General features: G+C 68.1%; 16 protein-coding genes. 11 read left to right on the top strand and 5 right to left on the bottom strand.

The annotated features are described in order from the left end of the window. Positions 1–17 precede the first annotated feature (17 nt). The 4 genes from panC (at position 18) to CJ022_RS00150 (ending at position 3,431) form a co-directional block, all read left to right on the top strand. The gene (gene panC, locus CJ022_RS00165; RefSeq protein ID WP_101924702.1) at positions 18–863 is read left to right on the top strand and encodes a pantoate--beta-alanine ligase; all 846 of its coding nucleotides are present in this window, start codon (positions 18–20) and stop codon (positions 861–863) included. A 133-nt stretch (positions 864–996) separates the two neighbouring features. Further along, positions 997–1,377, top strand: a complete 381-nt coding sequence (gene panD / locus CJ022_RS00160; RefSeq protein WP_101924701.1) for an aspartate 1-decarboxylase — start codon at positions 997–999, stop codon at positions 1,375–1,377. Further along, complete coding sequence (gene pgi, locus CJ022_RS00155) at positions 1,377–2,909, top strand: glucose-6-phosphate isomerase (RefSeq protein ID WP_101924700.1); 1,533 nt, start codon at positions 1,377–1,379, stop codon at positions 2,907–2,909. The genes panD and pgi overlap by 1 nt, the downstream gene beginning before the upstream one ends. Positions 2,910–2,912: 3 nt before the next feature. Beyond that, positions 2,913–3,431, top strand: coding sequence for a GNAT family N-acetyltransferase (locus CJ022_RS00150; RefSeq protein ID WP_199171389.1), 519 nt, complete (start codon positions 2,913–2,915; stop codon positions 3,429–3,431). A gap of 204 nt (positions 3,432–3,635) precedes the next feature. On the opposite strand, the gene queG is transcribed toward CJ022_RS00150, so the two are convergent. Beyond that, positions 3,636–4,697, bottom strand: a complete 1,062-nt coding sequence (queG, locus tag CJ022_RS00145; RefSeq protein WP_233198535.1) for a tRNA epoxyqueuosine(34) reductase QueG — start codon at positions 4,695–4,697, stop codon at positions 3,636–3,638. 50 nt (positions 4,698–4,747) lie between these two features. On the opposite strand from queG, the gene CJ022_RS00140 reads away from it, so the two are divergent. The 7 genes from CJ022_RS00140 to CJ022_RS00110 all read left to right on the top strand — a co-directional run bounded on the left by CJ022_RS00140 (position 4,748) and on the right by CJ022_RS00110 (position 13,899). After that, positions 4,748–6,268, top strand: a complete 1,521-nt coding sequence (locus CJ022_RS00140; protein WP_101924699.1) for an NAD(P)H-hydrate dehydratase — start codon at positions 4,748–4,750, stop codon at positions 6,266–6,268. Continuing rightward, positions 6,265–6,753 carry a tRNA (adenosine(37)-N6)-threonylcarbamoyltransferase complex ATPase subunit type 1 TsaE gene (gene tsaE, locus CJ022_RS00135; protein ID WP_101924698.1) on the top strand — a complete coding sequence of 163 codons (489 nt, stop codon included), beginning with the start codon at positions 6,265–6,267 and terminating at the stop codon, positions 6,751–6,753. Before CJ022_RS00140 ends, tsaE begins: the two co-directional genes overlap by 4 nt. A gap of 108 nt (positions 6,754–6,861) precedes the next feature. Further along, on the top strand, positions 6,862–8,271 hold the full coding sequence (locus tag CJ022_RS00130; RefSeq protein ID WP_101924697.1) for an N-acetylmuramoyl-L-alanine amidase: 1,410 nt from the start codon (positions 6,862–6,864) through the stop codon (positions 8,269–8,271). A gap of 81 nt (positions 8,272–8,352) precedes the next feature. After that, a complete protein-coding gene (gene mutL, locus CJ022_RS00125) occupies positions 8,353–10,170 on the top strand; it encodes a DNA mismatch repair endonuclease MutL (RefSeq protein WP_101924696.1) in 1,818 nt (605 codons plus the stop codon). Between the two features lie 2 nt (positions 10,171–10,172). Beyond that, on the top strand, positions 10,173–11,117 hold the full coding sequence (locus CJ022_RS00120; protein WP_233198528.1) for a DUF1684 domain-containing protein: 945 nt from the start codon (positions 10,173–10,175) through the stop codon (positions 11,115–11,117). Positions 11,118–11,162: 45 nt separating this feature from the next. Further along, positions 11,163–12,368, top strand: coding sequence for a TraB/GumN family protein (locus tag CJ022_RS00115; protein WP_101924695.1), 1,206 nt, complete (start codon positions 11,163–11,165; stop codon positions 12,366–12,368). Then, positions 12,358–13,899, top strand: coding sequence for a sulfotransferase family protein (locus CJ022_RS00110; RefSeq protein WP_233198527.1), 1,542 nt, complete (start codon positions 12,358–12,360; stop codon positions 13,897–13,899). The genes CJ022_RS00115 and CJ022_RS00110 overlap by 11 nt, the downstream gene beginning before the upstream one ends. A 3-nt stretch (positions 13,900–13,902) precedes the next feature. On the opposite strand, the gene rnfB is transcribed toward CJ022_RS00110, so the two are convergent. From rnfB to CJ022_RS00090, 4 genes are all read right to left on the bottom strand, one after another. Next, positions 13,903–14,331: an Rnf electron transport complex subunit RnfB gene (rnfB, locus tag CJ022_RS00105; RefSeq protein ID WP_255407545.1), complete on the bottom strand. Its 429-nt coding sequence runs from the start codon at positions 14,329–14,331 to the stop codon at positions 13,903–13,905. Then, positions 14,331–16,406, bottom strand: a complete 2,076-nt coding sequence (gene metG, locus CJ022_RS00100; RefSeq protein ID WP_101924692.1) for a methionine--tRNA ligase — start codon at positions 16,404–16,406, stop codon at positions 14,331–14,333. Before metG ends, rnfB begins: the two co-directional genes overlap by 1 nt. 142 nt (positions 16,407–16,548) lie before the next feature. Next, on the bottom strand, positions 16,549–16,986 hold the full coding sequence (locus CJ022_RS00095) for a DUF2147 domain-containing protein (RefSeq protein ID WP_101924691.1): 438 nt from the start codon (positions 16,984–16,986) through the stop codon (positions 16,549–16,551). A gap of 192 nt (positions 16,987–17,178) precedes the next feature. Next, complete coding sequence (locus CJ022_RS00090) at positions 17,179–20,028, bottom strand: TonB-dependent receptor plug domain-containing protein (RefSeq protein WP_199171388.1); 2,850 nt, start codon at positions 20,026–20,028, stop codon at positions 17,179–17,181. Positions 20,029–20,180: the final 152 nt, after the last annotated feature.

Here is a 20,180-nt window from a genome sequence, read left to right as displayed (position 1 = left end):
CCTCGATTGCCGAATCCATGATCGAAACCGTCGACGACCTGTCCCTGCTGCGCGCGCGCGTGACGCAGTGGAGGCGCGAAGGCCTGCGCGTCGGCCTGGTGCCGACGATGGGCAACCTGCACGCCGGCCATTTCTCGCTGGTCGAGGCGCTGCGCGCACGCGTCGATCGCGTCGTCGCCAGCATCTTCGTCAATCCGACGCAGTTCGGGCCGCACGAGGATTTCGACCGGTACCCGCGCACGCCCGAGGCGGATGCGGCCGGTCTCGACGCCGCGGGCTGCGACCTGGTGTGGCAGCCATCGGTGGCGACGATGTATCCGCTGGGCCTGGCACAGGTGGTGCAGGTCCGCGTGCCCGGCGTGACCGCGGTGCTGGACGGCGCGCATCGGCCGGGGCATTTCGATGGCGTCGCGACCGTGGTCACGCGGCTGTTCCACCAGGTCCAGCCCGATGTCGCCGCGTTCGGCCGCAAAGACTACCAGCAACTGGCGGTGATCGCCCATCTGGTGCGCGATCTCGCGTTCCCGGTCGAACTGCTGCCGGTCGCGATCGCGCGCGCGCCGGACGGGCTGGCCTTGAGTTCGCGCAACCAGTACCTGGATGCGACGCAGCGCGCGGCCGCGCCCGATCTTCATCGCAGCCTGCTGGCGGCCCGCGATGCACTGGCCCGCGGCGATGCGCCCGCGACCGTTGAAGCCGCTGCCGGGGAGCGCCTGCGCGCTGCCGGGTTCGACGTCGACTACGTGGCCGTGCGCGCGCCGGACCTGGCCGCATTCGATCCCGGCACGCGCGAGGGCGTGGTCCTGGTCGCCGCGCGGATCGGTAGCACGCGCCTCATCGACAACCTCGAATTCAGCTTCTGATCGCGGCCGCCGCGGTCGCTGAATCCTGCCGGCGTGCGGGCCGGCAGCATGTTGCGATGCGGAATATCGACCCTATACTTTCCGCCTCCTGCGGGGCTCTCCCGCCAGACCGCCGAGATCCGGCCGCGATGCCATGCAACTGACCCTGCTCAAAGCCAAGATCCACCGTGCGTCCGTGACCCACGCCGAGCTGCACTACGAAGGCTCGTGTGCGATCGACGGCCGCCTGCTCGACATGTCCGGCATCCGGGAATACGAGCGCATCGAGATCTACAACATCAACAACGGCGAGCGCTTCGCGACCTACGCGATCCGCGCCGAAGTCGGCAGCGGCATCATCTCGGTCAACGGCGCGGCCGCGCACAAGGCCGGCGTCGGGGATCTGGTGATCATCTGCGCCTACGGCGCGCTGGACGAGGCGGAGGTCGCCAAGTTCAAGCCGAAGCTGGTCTACGTCGACCGGCAGAACCGGATGACCCACACCAACGACGCCATCCCGGCGCAGGCCGCCTGATGGCGACGGCGGCGCAGCGGATCGACTCCACGCTGGCGCCGCATGCCGCGCGCCTCGCCCAGGCGCGCATCGCCGACCTCGTCGCCGCCGATCCGGCGCGGCCGCAGACCAGCGCGCTGCGCGTCGGTGGCCTCTACGCCAGCTTCGCGCGCCAGCGCGTGGATGCCGGTGCGCGCGATGCGCTGCTGCAACTCGCACGCGATGGCGGTGTGCCCGGTGCGCTGCGCGCCTTGTTCGACGGCGAGACCGTCAACACCTCCGAAGGGCGTCCGGCCCTGCATGTCGCGCTGCGCGCGTCGCTGTCGACGACGGCCATCGCCCGCGATGCGTCGGCGCAGGCGCGCGAAGCCCGCGCCCGCATGGCGCAGCTGGTCGCCGGACTCGAGGCCTCGGACGTCACCGACATCGTCAACGTCGGCATCGGCGGGTCGGACCTCGGCCCGCGCCTGGTCGTCGATGCGCTGAAGGATTTCGGCACCGGCCGCTTCCGCGTGCATTTCCTGACCAACGTCGACGGCAGCGACGCCCAGCATCTGCTCAAGCAACTCGATCCCGCGCACACCGCGGCGATCCTCGTGTCCAAGACCTTCGGCACCCAGGAGACCCTGCTCAACGGCGCGGTGGTGCGTGACTGGCTCGGCGGCAGCGACCGGCTCTACGCGGTCAGCGCCAACGTGCCGAGGGCCGAAGCATTCGGCGTCGCGCCCGAGCGCGTGCTGCCGATGTGGGACTGGGTCGGCGGCCGGTACTCACTGTGGTCGGCTGTCGGCTTCTCGATCGCACTGGCGATCGGGGTCGACGGCTTCGACGCCTTGCTCGCCGGCGCGGCCGACATGGACGCGCACGTGCTCGAGGCGCCGCTCGAGGCCAACCTGCCGGTGCTGCATGCGCTGACCGGTGTCTGGAACCGCAACGCGCTCGGCCTCCAGACGCAGGCGGTGCTGCCCTACGACGAGCGCCTCGCGCTGCTGCCCGCATACCTGCAGCAGCTGGTCATGGAAAGCCTGGGCAAGTCGGTCACGCCCGACGGCGCGCCCGCGGGCGTCGATACCGTTCCCGTGCTGTGGGGCGGGCCGGGCACCAATTCGCAGCACAGCTTCTTCCAGGCGCTGCACCAGGGCACCCAGACCGTACCTGCGGATTTCATCGGCGTGGTGACGCCGGCGCATCCCTATGCCGAGAACCACGCGGCGCTGCTGTCGAACCTGCTGGCGCAGACCGAGGCGCTGGCCAACGGTCATGCGGCGGACGATCCGCAGAAGGCCTATCCGGGCAACCGCCCGTCGACGCTGTTTTTGCTCGACACGCTGACGCCGCGCGCGTTCGGCGCGCTGGTCGCGCTGTACGAGCACAGCGTCTACGTGCAGTCGGTGCTGTGGGGCATCAACGCCTTCGACCAGTGGGGCGTGGAGCTGGGCAAGCGCATCGCGGGCGAACTGCTGCCGGCGGTGCAGGGCGGCGATGCGACCGTGTCGGATCCGGTCACGCGCGCGCTTCTCGACGAGATCCACGCGCGCGCCGGACGCGCCTGACGGGTGCGCAGTGCCGTGTGCATCCGCGCGGCCGAGCCGGCGGATGCGCCAGGCCTGCACGCGCTGTTTTCCGAGGCCGCGGCCTATGGCGGCACGCTGCAGTCGCCGTATCCCTCGCAGGCCGAGTGGGCCCGCCGACTCGCCGACCTGCCGTGCCACACCGTGCAGCTGGTGGCCGAGGAGGCGGGCACGGTCGTCGGTGCCGCCGGGTTCGACGTGTTCCAAAACCCGCGTCGGCGGCACGCCGCGAACCTTGGCATGGCCGTGCGGCAGTCGCGGCACCGCACCGGTGTCGGCACGGCGCTGTTACGCGCGGTGATCGACACCGCCGAGCGCTGGCACTGTGTGCGCAGGCTGGAGCTGGAGGTCTACACCGACAACGCGCCGGCGATCGCGCTGTATGCGCGCCACGGGTTCGTCGAGGAAGGCGTGGCGCGGCAGTACGCGTTGCGCGACGGCGTCTTCGTCGATGTCCTGCTGATGGCCCGCGTGGTCGACACGCCGGGGCCGCGCACGGGTTGACGTCAGGCGGGGTGTCGAACCCGTCGTCTCCGTTGGCTTGAAGCGCGCGACCGATGCAGGCGTCGCGCCGCCCGTGTCGGAGCGCGCGCGATCAACCTCCGTCGTCGAGACCTGTCGCGCGCGAGCACGCTCTTCCAGTTCTTTCGCTTCGACATCGAGTTGCAGCTGCGACCTGTTTGCGCAGGCACTGCCGACAGTCCGGGTTCACTCCAGCCCGTGGCGGCGCAGCGCCCACTCGACGTGCTCGTCGACCAGCGCATCGCCCGAGTGCTGGCGCGCGCGCAGCGCCGCCGTCGTCTCGGGTGTCGTCGGCGCGTTGCCCAGCGCGATCGCGAGGTTGCGCAGCCAGCGGCGGTGCCCGCTGCGGCGAATCGGCGAGCCCTCGGTGCGCTGCAGGAACTCGTCCTCGTCCCAGGCGAACAGGTCCGCCAGCGACGCGGTATCGAGGGCGTTGCGTGCGCGGAAATCGGGTTCGTCGTGGCGCTTGGCGAACTTGTTCCATGGGCACACCAGCTGGCAGTCGTCGCAGCCGAAGATCCGGTTGCCGATCAGCGGCCGCAGCGAGGCATCGATCGCGCCTTCGTGCTCGATCGTCAGATAGGCGATGCAACGCCGCGCATCCAGCCGGTGCGGCGCGACGATCGCGCGCGTCGGGCAGACCTCGATGCAGCGCACGCACGTACCGCAGTGGGCGCTCGCCGGCGGATCCACCGGCAGCGCGACATCGACGTAGATCTCGCCGAGGAAGAACCACGAGCCGCCGTTCCGGTCGATCAGGCAGGTGTGCTTGCCGATCCAGCCGAGTCCCGCGTTGCGCGCGAGCGCACGCTCCAGCACGGGCGCCGAATCGACGAACACGCGATGGCCGAAGGGGCCGATCTCGTCCTGGATCCGGTGCGCGAATTTCTGCAGGCGCTGCCGCATCAGCTTGTGATAGTCGCGACCGAGCGCATAGCGCGCGACGTAGGCGCGGCTGCCGTCGGCGAGCGTCTGCCATGCGCTGTCGTCGTCGTTGCGACCGTAGTCCAGTCCGACCGAGATCACCCGCAGCGTGCCGGGCAACAGCGCGTCGGGGCGGGCGCGCAGGTCGCCGTGGCGCGCCATCCAGTCCATCGTTCCGTAGAGGCCCTGGGCGAGCCAGTCGCGCAGATGGATCTCGTCGTCGCCGAGTTCGATGCCGGCGATGCCGCAGCGCTGGAAGCCCATGTCGCGCGCGATCGCCTTGATGCGCCCGGCGATGTCGGCGGGCGTCTCGATGGCATCGATGGGGGAGTGCGGCGTCTGGGACACGATGCCGCAAGTATAGAATCCGCCGCATGAGTCTCCCCTGCGACCAGAACGCGCCGCGCGCGCCCGGCACGCCGCTGTACGACGCCGCGGGCCTGCGCGCACTCGAAACGGCGGCGATCCGGGCGCTCGGCGGCGATGCCGGCATCCTGATGGCGCGCGCGGGTCTCGCCGCGTGGCATGCGGTGCTCGCGCACTGGGCGGAGGCGCAGCGCATCGTCGTCGTCTGCGGCCCGGGCAACAACGGCGGCGATGGTTACGTGCTCGCGCGTCACGCGCTGCAGGCGGGACGCGGCATCACGGTCTGCCGCCACGCCGCGCATGCGCCGCGCACGCCGCTGGCCCGCGCGGCCTGCGACGCATTCGTGGCGGCAGGCGGGCAGGTGGAGACGATCGGCACGGGCCTGCCGGCGGCCGACCTCGTCGTCGATGCCCTGTTCGGCATCGGGCTGACGCGCGCGCCGGATGCGGCGGCGCATGCGGTGATCGACGCGATGCAGACAGCGGGCGCGCCGATCCTGGCGCTCGACGTGCCCAGCGGACTCGATGCCGATCGCGGCAGCGCGCCGGGCATCGCGGTCCGCGCGACCCGCACGCTGCAGTTCCTCGGGGCGCAAGTCGGACTGCAGACCGGCGACGGCGTCGACCACGCCGGCGCGTGCGCGCTGGCCGATCTCGACGTGCCGCCCGCCGCGCGCGCGACCGTTCCGCTCGCCGCGCGCCGCGTCGCTGCCGCGGATCTGGCGCACTGGCTGCCCCCGCGCGCGCGCAATGCGCACAAGGGCACGTCGGGGCATGTGCTGCTGGTCGGCGGCGATACCAGCAAGGGCGGCGCGATCCTGCTCGCGGCCGAAGCAGCGCTGCGCTCGGGCGCCGGGCTGGTCAGCGTCGGCACGCGCGCCGCGCATGTCGCCGCGCTGCTGACACGCTGTCCCGAAGCGATGGCGCTCGATGCGGACCACGCGCCGGCACTGGCCGCGTTGCGCGATCGGGTCGACGTCGTCGCCATCGGCCCGGGCCTGGGGCAGGGTGCATGGGCGCATGGCCTGTATGCCGAACTGCTGGCCGGCGACACGCCGCGGGTGCTCGATGCCGACGCGCTCAACCTGCTGGCGCAATCGCCCATGCCGCTGCCGTCGGACACCATCCTGACCCCGCATCCGGGCGAAGCCGCGCGTCTGCTCGACTGCACGAGCGCGGACATCCAGCGCGACCGGCCTGCCGCGGTGCGTCGGCTGGCCGAACGCTTCGCTTGCGTCGTGGTGCTCAAGGGCGCCGGCAGCCTGGTCTGCGTGCCCGGCGGCGTGCCGTGGCTGGTCGCCAGCGGCAACCCCGGCATGGCAGTCGGCGGCATGGGCGACGCGCTGACCGGCTGCATCGCGGCATTGCGCGCCCAGGGACTCGACAGCGAACAAGCGGCGGTCTGCGGCGCGCTGCTGCACGGCGTGGCCGGGGACGTGGCCGCCGGCGCGGGCGGCGAGCGCGGGCTGTTGCCCCGCGATCTGATCGACGCCTTGCGCGCCCTGGCCAATCCGGTGGCCGCTGCATGAGCCGCTACGTCCTGCCCGACGAGGCGGCCACGCAGGCCCTGGCGCAGGTGCTCGCGACGACCCAGCCTGCGTCCGCGGTCGTGCACCTGCAGGGCGATCTCGGCGCCGGCAAGTCGACGCTGGCCCGCGGCTGGCTGCGCGCGCTGGGCGTGACCGGCCCGGTCCGCAGTCCCACCTACACCCTGGTCGAGCGCTATCCGCTGACCGGCGGCGCCGAAGCGCTGCACCTCGATCTCTACCGGATCGGCGATGCCGGCGAACTGGAATTCCTCGGTCTCGACGATGTCGCCGCATCGCTGTGGCTGATCGAGTGGCCCGAACGCGGTGCCCGGGCACTGCCGCCGGCCGATCTGCGCATCGAGCTGGTCCAGTCCGGGACCGGGCGGGCCGCCACACTGGTGCCGACCAGCGAGAGCGGACGTGCATGGCTGGCCGAGGTCGACGCGTCTTCACGTTTGTCGACCATTCCTGAACCCAGCCCGTAGGAACCCGCTGCAGGTTACGGATTTACAAAGAAAACCGGCTTGCATTGTCCTGACCATGGTGATTGACTACCGGCCATGCGAACCCGGGGAATCAATCTCTCTCAGGCCATGTTGGCGCTCGCGCTGCTGGCCGCGTTGTGCTGGAACCTCGCCTACGGCGCGGAACTGCGCGACGTGCGGGTCCAGTCGGGCGCCACCGGCACCCGCGCCGAGCTGGTATTCGACGCCAGGGCCGAGTTCGCGATCATCTCGCTGTCCAATCCCGATCGCCTCGTCGTCGACCTGCCCGGCACTCGGCTGCGGTCGGGCCTGGCGTTGTCCGGCGCGGGCGGCATCGTCAAGTCGGTGCGCAGCGGCCAGCCCGTCGCGGGCACGACCCGCATCGTCTTCGATCTGGCGGGCGCCACCGTCGCGCCGCCGCCCCGGCGCGAGGACGGTCCCGATGGGGCGCGCCTCATCATCGAGTGGCCCGGCGATGGCGACGCCGATCCCATCGCCCGCATCGCGGCGGCCGCGGCGCCCGCAGCGGCGCCGGTCTCCGCTTCCGCGGGCGCGCCGCCGCCCGCCAGGGATCCCGCGCTCGCCTCCAACGACGCCACCTCGCGCCTGATCTCCTCGATGGCGCAGCCCGCACCTGCCGTTGCAACCCCGACACCGGTGCCTGCCGCCGTACCCGCGCCCGCACCCGTCGCCGCGACGCCGCCACAGGTCGAGACGGCGCCGCCGCCTGCCCCCGTCGCGGTCGCGCCCGCGCCGACGTTGCGCGCAGGTCCCGGCATGCGGCCGCTGGTCATCGCGATCGATGCCGGCCATGGCGGCCGGGACCCGGGGGCGATCGGTCCGGCCGGCACCTACGAAAAGCACGTGGTGCTGGCGATCGCGCGGGAACTGGCCCGCCAGATCGACGCGACGCCCGGCATGCGGGCGCATCTGGTGCGCGACAACGACAGTTTCGTCGAACTGCCGCAGCGCGCACGCCGCGCGCGCCAGGCCAAGGCGGACATGTTCGTCTCGATCCATGCCGATGCGGCCTTGAACCGCGCGGCCTACGGATCGTCGGTCTACACGCTGTCGCTGCGCGGCGCCTCGTCGCAGCAGGCGCGCTGGCTGGCCGACCGCGAGAACACGGCCGACCTGGTCGGCGGCGTGCAGCTGGAGAAGGACACGCTGTCGTCGGTGCTACTGGATCTGGCGCAGAGCGGTCACATGCGCGCGTCGCAGGATGCCGCCGGTCACGTGCTGTCGGGCCTGCGCAACGTCGGCAAGACCCACAAGTCGAACGTCGAGTACGCGAACTTCGCGGTGCTGCGCAATGCCGACATGCCGGCGATGCTGGTCGAGACCGGTTTCATCTCCAACCCGGACGAAGAGAGGCGCCTGCTCGATCCGGCGCACCAGCGCCGGGTCGCGGCCGCGGTGATGAACGGCATCAATACCTTCTTCACCAGCCAGCCCCCGCCGGGCACGCTGTATGCCGCGCGCGCGGCGGCGGCCGAAGCGAGCGGCGGCAGTCCGTAGCCGCGGGCGCGCCCGCGGTCGCGCGATGCAGCCGGTATCATCGGCACTGGTTTTTCCAGAGCGGCCCGCGCCGCAGATGCCGTGCCGATCCGCCAGCTGCCCGATACCCTGATCAACCAGATCGCCGCCGGCGAAGTCGTCGAGCGGCCAGCGTCCGTGGTCAAGGAACTGGTCGAGAACGCACTCGATGCGGGCGCCCGCCGCATCGACATCGACCTCGAAGAAGGCGGCGTGCGCCTGATCCGGATCCGCGACGACGGTGGCGGCATTCCGGCCGACGAGCTGCCGCTCGCCATCTCGCGGCACGCGACCAGCAAGATCGGATCGCTCGACGACCTCGAGGCCGTCGCGACGCTGGGGTTCCGGGGTGAAGCGCTGCCGTCGATCGCGTCGGTCAGCCGGTTCGCCATGACGTCGCGCCGCGAGGGCGATGCGCACGGCGCCATGCTGCAGGTCGACGGCGGCACGGTCGGCGCGGTCGCGCCGAGTCCGCATCCGCGTGGCACCACGGTCGAGATCCGCGACCTCTTCTTCAACGTGCCCGCGCGGCGCAAGTTCCTGCGCGCGGAACGCACTGAGCTGGGGCACATCGAGGAATGGCTGCGTGCGCTGGCGCTGGTGCGGCCGGACGTGGAACTGCGCGTCAGCCACAACGGCAAGCCGACCCGGCGCTACAAGGGCGAGGAGGAACTGTTCTCCGGCGTGCGCCTCGGCGAGACGCTCGGCCAGGACTTCGCCGACGCCGCGCTGCGCGTCGGGCACGAGGCGGCGGGGCTCGCGCTGCATGGCTGGATCGCGAAGCCGACGTATTCGCGCGCCAGCGCCGACCAGCAGTATCTGTACGTCAACGGCCGCTCGATCCGAGACCGCAGCGTCGCGCATGCGGTGCGCCAGGCCTATGCCGACGTGCTGTTCCACGGCCGGCAGCCGGCCTACGTGCTGTTCCTCGAACTCGATCCGACGCGGGTCGACGTCAACGTGCATCCGGCCAAGCACGAGGTGCGGTTCCGCGATGCGCGCCTGATCCATGAGTTCGTCTATCGCACGCTGCATGCCGCGCTGTCGGACACGCGCGCGGGCATGGCCTCCGGCGTCGACACGCTGCCGCCGGCGCAGGCGACGGACGGCATGCCGTCGTCGATGCCGGCGTGGGCGCGCCCGATGCCGCAGTCGAACCTCACGCTGCGCGTCGACGAGGCGCGCGCGGCCTACGCCAACCTGTACGGCGCGCCGTCGCAGGGCGCGGGTGCGATCGGGCCGGTGTCTTCGACCGGCTACGCCGCGCCGGCACTGCCGGCGCATGGCGATGCGCTGGTGCCGCCGCTTGGCTATGCAGTGGCCCAGTTGCACGGGATCTACATCCTCAGCGAGGCCGCCGACGGCATGATCGTCATCGACATGCACGCCGCGCACGAGCGCATCGGCTACGAGAAACTGAAGAACGCGCACGACGGCGACGGCGTGCGCATGCAGCCGCTGCTGGTGCCGCAGACCGTGGCGGTGTCCGAGCGCGAGGCCGATGTCGCCGAGGGCGAAAGCGCGACCCTGGCCGAGCTGGGCTTCGAGGTGTCGCGCAGCGGCCCGCAATCGCTGTTGTTGCGCGCGGTGCCCGCGTTGCTCGCACACGGCGACAGCGAGGCGCTGCTGCGCGATGTGCTGGCCGACCTGCGCGAACACGGCGCCAGCCGCCGCGTGCGCGAGGCGCGCGACGAGCTGCTGTCGACGATGGCCTGCCATGGCGCGGTGCGCGCGAACCGGCGACTGTCGCTGCCCGAGATGAACGCACTGCTGCGCCAGATGGAAGCGACCGAACGCTCGGGCCAGTGCAACCATGGACGCCCGACCTGGGCGCATTTTCCGCTGGCGGACATCGACCGCTGGTTCTTGCGGGGACGCTGACGATGCGGCCTGTGCTCCTGATGGCCTGCGCGCTGCTCGCGCTCGCCACCACCGCCTGCAGCGACGACGTCGCCGGCCCTGCGCCCGCGGACGTCGCCGAGACGGCGCGTCTCGACCGCGCCTTCGCCGAGGAGACGCGGACCTGGCAACAGGCGCGTCGGGCGGAACTCGTCGCGCCGGACGGATGGACCAGCCTGATCGGGCTGCACTGGCTGGAGCTCAAGGCGCACTACGTCGGCAGCGATGCGACCAGCGGGCTGCGGCTGGCACTCGGACCGGCCAAGCTGGGCCTGCTGCAACAGGACGGCGATGCGGTGTTCTTCACCCCGGAACGCGGCGCCGCGGTCACGCTTGATGGCGCGCCGTTGAAGGGACGCGCGCGACTGCACAGCGACCACGATCCGACGCCCGGCACGCTCGGCTTCGATGACGGCAAGGGTCTGCTGACCCTCGTCGAACGCGGCGGCCGCCGGGCGTTGCGCGCGCGGCATGCCGATGCGCCGACACGCATGCACTTCACCGGTCTCGACTACTGGCCCGCCGCGCGACACTGGCGCATCGAGGCCCGTTTCGAACCCGCGCCGCCGGGCACGACCATCGAGATCGCCAATATCATCGGCACGGTGGACGCATTGCCCAGCCCCGGGAGTGTCGTCTTCGAGCGGGACGGCGCGACCTTCGCCCTGCAGGCGCTCGAAGGCGAGGCCGGCGGCCTGTTCCTGATCCTCGCCGACCGCAGCAGCGGGCACGGCAGTTACGGCGCGGGCCGCTATCTCGACACTGTCCCGCCCGCGGCCGACGGTCGCGTGGTCGTGGATTTCAATCGCGCCTACAACCCGCCGTGCGCGTTCACGCCGTTCGCGACCTGCCCGTTGCCGCCTGCCGGCAACCGTCTCGACCTGATGATCGACGCGGGCGAGCAAGCCTACGTCCCGCCTGTTCTCTGACCCGTCCCCGTTGCGTCGTCGACCGGCGCGTTCCAAGGAGTCCGCATGCGTTTCGATCGCGTCCGCCGTGTCATCTTCGTCCCGCTGCTGGTCGCCAGCCTCTGCGTCGGCGCCGCCGTGCAGGGCGAGCGGCCCGCCGGAGAGCCGCCGACGCTCGACGCGCTGTCCATCGCCGACGTGCCCGTCACGCCGCCACCGGTGCCGCTGCTGTGGCGCATCCGCGGCGAGCACGGCAGCCTGTTCCTGCTCGGCTCGTTCCATTTCCTCAAGCCGACCGACTATCCGCTGTCCGGCGATATCGACCTGGCGCTCGCCCGCGCCGGCGACGTGGTGTTCGAGCTCGCGCCCGGCGAGATGGCGTCGCCCACGCTGGCGACCCAGATGATGCAGGCGGGCCTGCGCAGCGACGGCTCGCGTCTCGACGACGAGCTGCCCGTCGAGACCCGGGCCGCGCTCGCCGGGTGGGTGCAGACCAACCTGCCGCGGCTGCAGGCGCTCGGCATGAGCGCGCAGACGCTGCAGCTGTTCGAGCCGTGGTTCGCCTCGCTGATCCTGACGACGACCGAGCTGGGTCGCTACGGCCTCGAGCCCGCGCTGGGACTCGACGCGAATCTCGGACGTCAGGCGACCGATGCCGGCAAGCCGACGGCCGGCCTCGAGACCGCGGGCCAGCAGATCGAGTTCTTCGACGGCATGGGCCGCGTGGAGCAGGTGCAGATGCTGCAGGAAGCGCTGACCCAGACCGATGCCGGCCAGGCCGAGATCGAACGGCTCCACAGCGCCTGGCGCAGCGGCGACGCCGAGACGCTCTGGGCGCAGATGGCGGTCGACATGCGCGCCCGCTTTCCCGCGCTGTATGCGCGCATCAACACTGAACGCAACGACGCCTGGCTGCCGAAGCTCGAGCAGATGCTGCAGGAAACCGGCGACACCCTGGTCGTCGTCGGCGCGCTGCACCTGCTCGGCGAGGACGGTGTCGTCGACAAGCTCGCGGCCAAGGGCTACACCGTCGAGCGCGTCTGCACGGTGTGCGTGATGCCGCCGGCCGAGGCCCCGGTGACGACGCCCGCCGACACGCGCGTCGCGGACGCGGTGCCCACGGCCGAGACGCCTGCGCAGACGTCCGCGATTCCGATCGTCGACATGCCGGCGCCGACCGCGTATCCGACGATCGCGTTTCCGTCGGTCGATGCGCCCGAGCCGGAGGACAATGCTTCCGTTCCCCCTGCAGAGAACGATTTTGAACGCTGATCCTCGCACTACATACGCTGCTGCCGTCGACGCGCTGAACAAACAAGCGTGGCCCAAGGCTTGGCAGTTGGCATCGTCGCTTTTCGATGTTGCCCCCGAACATGCAGGTGTCCAGTTCGTCGCAGGCGTCGCATCCTTGCAGCAGGGCAATATGGCGCAGGCGCATCGGCATTTGGGACGGGCGGCGAGGCTGAATCCTAAGCGCCCTGACTATGTCGCCCAATGGGCGCGACTCCTCGCGATGTCGCATGCCATCCAGGATGCGGTGACCGTCACGCTTGACGCTATTGGGGTCGTCTTCACCCAAGCCAACGAACACGCGAAGGCGGTTGATGTCTTCCGGCGAGCAGTGAGGATCGCACCTCATCATGCAGGTCTTCACTTCAATCTTGCGACGTCAGCGACTTTCAACGGGAACATGAGTGAAGCGGAATCCGCGTACGAGTCCTGCATATCGCTCCAGCCGGACTATTGGAAAGCTCATCTCGGTTTGGCACAACTGCGTCGCCAGACAAGTGAACACAATCACCTGCCGCGTTTGCACTCGCTTCTTCATGATGCAGGAACAGATCGCAGCGCCAAGCTGTATCTCAATCTCGCGCTGGAAAAGGAGTACGCCGACCTGGGGAACATAGATGCATCGTTCGAGGCGCTGACTGTCGGAAAAGCCGCGTGGCGCGAAACGCTCCCGAATGAACCGACGCGCGACGAGCGTTTATTCCAGGCGATTGAAGATTCGGTTGCGTCTATCCACCATCCGGCAACAGGATCCGGCAGTGCCCGGCCGATTTTCATCATGGGGATGCCTCGGACAGGCACGACCCTCGTCGATCGAATTCTGTCGAGTCATTCGCAAGTCATGTCAGCAGGAGAGCTTCAAAATTTCGGCGTCCTCTGCAAGCGCGCGTCAGGGAGCAGGACGAGCCCGATTCTCGATGAAGACACGGTCAGCCGCGTCGCAAATGTCGACTGGCATGCGCTCGGTGAGGCCTACCTTCGGAGTACCCAATTGCAGACTGGCGCGGCGGCGCGTTTCATCGACAAGCTGCCACACAACTTTCTCTATGCCGGCTTCATCGCGCAAGCGCTGCCCAACGCTGCGATGATCTGTCTTCGTCGTGATCCGATAGATACGTGCCTGAGCAATTTCAGGCAGTTGTTCGCGTTGAGTTCGCCATACTACGACTACTCCTTCGACCTCTTGGATACGGCGCGTTATGTCGTTCTGTTCGATCGGATCATGTCGCATTGGCGCGCCGTCATGCCTGGACGCATTCTCGAAATTGCGTACGAGGACATCGTCAATGATCAGCTCGGCTGTACACGGCGTCTGCTGGAACATTGCGCCCTGCCGTGGGAAGACGCGTGTTTGCGCTTCCAGGACAACGTGGCACCTGTGTCCACAGCGAGCGCCGTTCAGGTGCGCGCACCGCTTTACAGCAGCTCGATCGGTCGTTGGAAGCAATATGGGAACAGGCTGGATCCAGCGCGTGCGATTCTGGCGGATGCAGGCCTCGTAGGCGCCGACTAAGTTCTAAGGACGCTCTAGCACGATGCAGTCGACCGGACACGCCGGCACGCACAGCTCGCAGCCGGTGCACAGCGCCGGCAGCACGGTGTGCATCAGTTTGGAGCCGCCGACGATCGCGTCGACCGGGCAGGCCTGGATGCACTTCGTGCAGCCGATGCAGTCGGCTTCGACGATGACCGCGATCTGCGGCGCGACCTGCCGGCCACGCGTGCGGTCGTAGGGCCGGGGCGGCACCTGCAGCAGCCGGGCCAGCGCACGGGCGCCGGCGTCGCCACCGGGCGGGCAATGGTCGATACCCGCCAGCCCGGCCGCCATCGCATCCGCGTAGGGACGGCACCCGTCGAAGCCGCACTGGCCGCACTGGGTCTGCGGCAACAGGCGGTCGAGACGTTCGACGAGCGTGGGCTGCGGCATCGACCGGGATCGGGCGATCAGCGGACCGGCATGCCCGGCGCGGCGCCGTCGTCGGCGTCCAGCAACGCGAGTGCGCCGCCGTCGAAACCGGCCGAGAGGATCATGCCTTCGCTGATGCCGAAGCGCATCTTGCGCGGCGCGAGATTGGCGATGAACACCACATTGCGGCCGACGAGCGTGGCGGGTTCGCCATAGCTCGCGCGGATGCCCGAGAAGATCTGGCGGGTGCCCAGATCGCCGGCGTCGAGTTCGAAGCGCAGCAACTTGTCGGAACCCTCGACGACGTCGCAGGCGACGACCTTGCCGATGCGCAGGTCGAGCTTCGCGAAGTCGTCGATCGAGACGGTGTCCGTGCCGCCGGTGCTGGTGACCGGCGCAGGCGCGGGTGCCGGCGTCGGCGCGGTCGCCGCCCTGGCTGCGGCAACGGGCGCGGCGGGCGCGGTCATGGTGTCCTTGCTGGCGTCGGTCATGGCGTCGATCTGCTTGGGGTCGATTCGGGTGAAGAGGGCGGCGTACGGCGCGATGGCGTGGTCGAGCAGGGGCGCGTCGAGATCCGTCCACGCGCGCGACGGCGCGGCGAGGAAGGCGTCGACCTGGTCGGCGATGCCCGGCAATACCGGCCGCAGCGCGCCGGCCAGCACCCGGAACAGGTTCAGGCCCTGGGTGCAGACCGCCTGCAACTCCGCATCGGCGCCGTCCTGCTTGGCAATCACCCAGGGCTTGCGGTCGTCGATGTAGCGGTTGGCCTCGTCGGCCAGCGCCATCACCTGGCGCAGCACGCTCGCGGGATCGTTGCGCAGGTAGGCCTCGCGCACCGGGCCCAGCGCGTCGATGAAGCGCGCGTACATCGCCGGCTCCGGCAGGGCGGTCGCCAGCCGGCCGTCGAAGCGCCTGCCGATGAAGCCTGCGCAGCGGCTCGCGAGGTTGACGAACTTGCCAACCAGGTCCGCGTTGACGCGCGCGACGAAGTCGCTGAGGTTGAGGTCGAGATCGTCGACGCCGCCCGAGGACTTCGCCGCGAAGTAGTAGCGCAGCGCTTCGGGATGGAGGCCCTGGTCGAGATACGTGCGCGCCATGACGAAGGTGCCGCGCGACTTCGACATCTTCGCGCCGTCGACCATCAGATAGCCGTTGACGTGCAGCCGGGTCGGCGCGCGCATGCCCGCGCCGTGCAGCGTCGCGGGCCAGAACAGGCCATGGAAATTGACGATGTCCTTGCCGATGAAGTGGTGCAGTTCGGCATCGCTGTCGGGGCCCAGATAGGCGTCGAAATCCAGGCCCTCGCGCGCGCACAGCGCCTTGAAGCTGCTCAGGTAGCCGATCGGGGCATCCAGCCAGACGTAGAAGAACTTGCCCGGGTGGCCGGGAATCTCGAAACCGAAATACGGCGCATCGCGGGAAATGTCCCAGGCGCGCAGGCCGCCGTCGCTGTCGAGCCATTCCAGCAGCTTCGCCTTGACGCCGCTGCCGGCCACGTCGCCCGCCAGCCACTCGCGCAGGAAGCCTTCGAAGCGGCCGACATCGAAGAAGAAGTGCTCGGACTCGCGCAGCTCCGGCGCCGCGCCGCTGACGACCGACACTGGATCGATGAGGTCGCTCGGCGAATACGTCGCGCCGCAGTGCTCGCAGTTGTCACCGTACTGGTCGGGCGTGCCGCACTTCGGGCAGGTGCCCTTGACGTAGCGGTCGGGCAGGAACATCTGCCGCACCGGATCGAAGAGCTGCGCCACGTCGCGACGCGCGATGTGGCCGCCGGCGTCGAGCCGGGCGTAGATCGCCTCGACCGTCTGCCGGTTGACGTCGGAATTGGTGGAGTCGTAGTGGTCGAAGGCGATGCCGAACGCGGCGAAGTCACGCTCGTGGCCGGCCTGGATGTCGGCGATGAAGGCCTCGGGCGTCGTGCCGGCCTTCTCCGCCGCCAGCATGATCGGCGTGCCGTGGGTGTCGTCGGCGCAGACGAAATGCGCCGTGTAGCCGGCCATGCGCCGCGCCCGCACCCAGATATCGGCCTGGATGTAACCGACCAGATGGCCGAGGTGCAGCGGTCCGTTGGCGTAGGGCAGGGCGGTGGTGACGAGCAGCTTGCGCGACATGGCGGGGAAACGTGGGAAAGACCGGTGATTATCGCACGCGCTCCCTGTCGTGCCGGCGGGTGGCGCGGCGCTTCGGGCCTCGGTCCCCAAACGAGACGGCCCGGCAAATGCCCGGCCGTGCAGGTCGCTGAGGGCGGACCGCTTACTCGCGCTGCCAGACCTGTTCGCGGCAGATGAAGGCGATGCAACCCGACACGCCGATGCGGTTGGCATCGAGCATCTTGGCCTTCGACTTGTAGGTCTTGCCGTTCGCCGGATCGAGGATCGTGCCGCCCGCCCACTCGCTGCCGTCGGGCTTGAGATCCCACAGGATCGTCATGCCGGTGATCGGCTGGTTGCGCCGGTCGCCGCTGCACTTGTCGCAGACCGGATTCGGCCCGCGATCGGACTGCAGCACCTGCACGACGCGGCCGCTGAGATTCCCGTTGGCGGCCTGGCTGATCTCGACGATCGACTTCACACGGCCGGTCTCGTCGTCGATGGTCTTCCAGCGCCCGACGGGCGATTGCGCGGCCGCGGCCATCGATGCCAGGACCAGCGGCAGTGCCACCAGGGCCAGCAGGTGTGATTGCTTCTTCATGGATTCCCTCCTCGGAATGACTGCGTCACGTGGCACGCTTGCCCGCGCAGCTGGGCGATATATACCCGATTCGTGGTCTTCGTAGGCAAGTGCACGCGCTTTGTTCATCATGTTGCGTTACGGAAAAGACGGCAACGCTCAAAAAAAAGCCCCGCTTTCGCGGGGCTTCAGGGCACGGAGGGTCGTCCCCTATTAGTTGCGACTTCCGCCGAACTTGTAACGCGCTTCAAGATAGAACGCGCGGCCGTAAGGATTGAAGTTATACGAGTTGTATGGAGACCCGGTGGTGCCGGGATAGCTGACGTCTAGCGGAGGCATCTTGTCGAACACGTTATTGGCCAGGACTGAGAACTGGAGTGCCGGCAGTGGCTGATAGCTCAGCGAGAGATTGTAAGTGGTGAAAGATCCCAGGCGAGCAGCGAGCGGATTGTCGTAGTTGCCATCAAGACTCGCCCGGTAGTTCGGCGTTTCGCTGATGTAGTTCGCATACAAAGTCGATGACCACTTATTTTTGTTCCAGCTGATCGAGGCGTCGGCCTTGTGCTTCGGATCTGTGCTCCAGTAAGGATCGTTGAGGTAGTCGACTTCCGGGTCTTCGGCGTACTGTTGGTACTTGTGGCTAAGCTTCAGCAGATCGCCGAATGCCCCGGCCTCAAATGCATAGTTGAGACCGGCCGTTACGGCTTCGAGCGTCTGGCGAGACACATTGACCTTCGGAGTGAAGATTTCGACGACCTGGTTGGTCTCGTTGCGAGTGACTTGGTCAAGAGTCGCGACGCAGAGAGCGGAGTTGATATCGTCAAGACCTTCACGGCAGCGATACTCCTGCCTCATCAGCGCATCGGAATTCTGCTGGTTCACCTCGTCGCTGATATCCCAGTTGTGGTAGTCGATGCTGAGAGACATCCGCGCAATTGGCGACCAGACGACGCCCGCACTCCATACATCAGCATTGATGGGCTGCAGGTCCACGCTGCCTGCCTGCTGGCCGAACACCTGCCGGTTTGCAAACTGCGCTGGGCAGTTTGCGGTGTTACCCGGCTCGAAACCCAGCTCGGCGCAGCGCACATAGTCGGTCACGAACGTGTAGTACCCGCTGAGTCCCTGATAGAGGTCGGGCAGAGTTGGTGATCGAAATGCCGTGCCGTACTTGCCGCGGACCAAGAGTGAATCAAGCGGCCGGTACTCGAGGCCGAGGCTGTAGGTCGGCTTGTCGATGGTCCGCCCACTCGCTTTGAACGCATCGTAACGACCGGCGAGTGTGACCGTCAGTGGCTCGGCCACGGGCAGGCGCAATTCGCTCGTCAGCGAATAGCTGTCCCGATCACCGCCACCCGCGACCGCGGTGGTGCCCCACACGGAACCGTCGAGGTAACCAGGATGCGGGACATACTCCCACTCTTCGTCCCCCGCTTCCGCGACGATGGCGAGGCCAGCGGAACCACCCGGAAGCGAGAACAGATCGGCATTCGTGATCTGCGCCCGCAGCATCTGTGATTGGGTCCTGGAGCGACTTGTCGCGTAGCCGGTGAAGCTAGCGAAGTCCTCCGGGCTCATTACCGAATAGAACTTGGCGTAATCAGGCGTGAAGACGGGATAAGCACCGTAGTAGGGGTCCAGTCCCTGCTGTGGGCCCAACACATTCTGCTCGAAGTAATCGTTGATGGGATCCGCCCAACGCACGAAGCCCACTTCGTCGAGCTTGTAATCCGTCCGGGTATAACCAACATCGTAGTCCCAGGCAGATGCGCCAAGCGTGCCGTTGACGCCGACAGTGAAGCGAAGCGCTTCGCTTTTATCGGTTGCCATCGAGTTGTCGAACCCGCCCGCTCCCATCTCTTCGGGCGCGAACGCACGCTGTAGGTTCAGAAGTGCATCGAAATTGGGGTCGTAGTAGTAGCCCCATTTCGTGCCGGTGCCCCACCAGGTGTAGTTGGACCCGACGTGCGTGTCGATCGACTCTTCGCTGTACAGAACGTTGCCGTAAAGCTGGAGGTTGTCGCTGACGTCGAATGTCGCGTTGCCGTAGACCTGCGTGGCTTCCTTGCCACTACGGATCGTCCGATAGCCCGGCGTCGCGAACGAGCCGCAGTAGCCACCAACGGTGCCGCTGCTGCGGTAGAAATAGTCGACGGTTCCGCCGAACTGGCTACGCACATTGTCGCAATTGTTTGGATCGGCAAACTGATACTCGAAGTAGCTGGCGGGGAATCCGGTTTCTTGGAGCGCCTGCGCCATGTCAACGAAGCCAAACACGAGGTAGTCGCGGCTCGGAATGGGCGTGCTCGTACCCTGGTCGAAAAAGCCGCTCGTGATCTCCCGATCGTAGCCCCAGATCGGATCGCGCTCTTCGTGCTGGATGCCCAACAATGCGTTGAAGCGCCCGTCAGCGGCACTGAAGCCCGTCGCGAAACTGCCGCGGAAGCTGTTGCCACCGCCGTCGCTGTAGGTGCCGCCACGGATGTTGAGGACCGAGCCGTCCATCTCCTTCTTCAGGATGACGTTGATCACGCCGGCGATCGCATCCGACCCGTAGAGCGACGACTGTCCGCCGGGAAGAATTTCGATCCGTTCAACCAAGTCGACCGGGATACCGCTGATGTTGTTGAATGCATCGCTGCCGTTGTAGAGCGCGGGATAGTTGGCCATCGGGCGGCCATCGATCAGGTATTTCACGTACCCGGGGTTGAGACCGAACAAGCTGATCGTTTCCGCACCCTGAGTGAACGACGCGGAGGTCTGGCCACCTTGTACCGCGCCTGTGGAAAAGGAGCTCTGCTGCAGCACGTCGGCGACGGTGTTGAACCCGCGGGATTGGATGTCGTCCGCTGTGATAACCGTGACGGGAGTGAACGTTTCGATCTGCGACTGTGGGATCAGCGATCCAGTGACAGTGACGCGATCGAGCGTGGTCGCGGAATTCGAGGGAGTCGTTTCTTCGGGCGCGTCCTGCGCCAAGGCGCCGCTAGCCGGGACGACCAACGCTGCGAACAGTGCTGCGCTCAGTAGATTGCGGGTGGGAGAAGCCTTGGTAGCTGCCATCATCTAAAAAATCCCCTGTTGATCAATTCGTGAACTAAGCCTGAAATTTATCGCCATAGCTGAATGGACTCCGAATGCACGGGTCGATCTCGAACGTAACATGGCGTTAACGCTCCTGCCACCCAATCGACACACCTGGTCGAGACCGCATG

Source organism: Luteimonas rhizosphaerae (assembly GCF_002849595.1).
GTDB lineage: Bacteria > Pseudomonadota > Gammaproteobacteria > Xanthomonadales > Xanthomonadaceae > Luteimonas > Luteimonas cellulosilyticus.
This window is presented reverse-complemented; position numbering and strand designations above follow the sequence as displayed.

Coding starts and splice junctions, on each gene's coding strand:
- pgi (WP_101924700.1), top strand. CDS start 1,377: ATGGCGACGGCGGCGCAGCGGATCGACTCCACGCTGGCGCCGCATGCC.
- CJ022_RS00130 (WP_101924697.1), top strand. CDS start 6,862: ATGTTGGCGCTCGCGCTGCTGGCCGCGTTGTGCTGGAACCTCGCCTAC.
- CJ022_RS00140 (WP_101924699.1), top strand. CDS start 4,748: ATGAGTCTCCCCTGCGACCAGAACGCGCCGCGCGCGCCCGGCACGCCG.
- CJ022_RS00120 (WP_233198528.1), top strand. CDS start 10,173: ATGCGGCCTGTGCTCCTGATGGCCTGCGCGCTGCTCGCGCTCGCCACC.
- CJ022_RS00115 (WP_101924695.1), top strand. CDS start 11,163: ATGCGTTTCGATCGCGTCCGCCGTGTCATCTTCGTCCCGCTGCTGGTC.
- CJ022_RS00095 (WP_101924691.1), bottom strand. CDS start 16,986: ATGAAGAAGCAATCACACCTGCTGGCCCTGGTGGCACTGCCGCTGGTC.
- tsaE (WP_101924698.1), top strand. CDS start 6,265: ATGAGCCGCTACGTCCTGCCCGACGAGGCGGCCACGCAGGCCCTGGCG.
- panC (WP_101924702.1), top strand. CDS start 18: ATGATCGAAACCGTCGACGACCTGTCCCTGCTGCGCGCGCGCGTGACG.
- CJ022_RS00090 (WP_199171388.1), bottom strand. CDS start 20,028: ATGGCAGCTACCAAGGCTTCTCCCACCCGCAATCTACTGAGCGCAGCA.
- panD (WP_101924701.1), top strand. CDS start 997: ATGCAACTGACCCTGCTCAAAGCCAAGATCCACCGTGCGTCCGTGACC.
- metG (WP_101924692.1), bottom strand. CDS start 16,406: ATGTCGCGCAAGCTGCTCGTCACCACCGCCCTGCCCTACGCCAACGGA.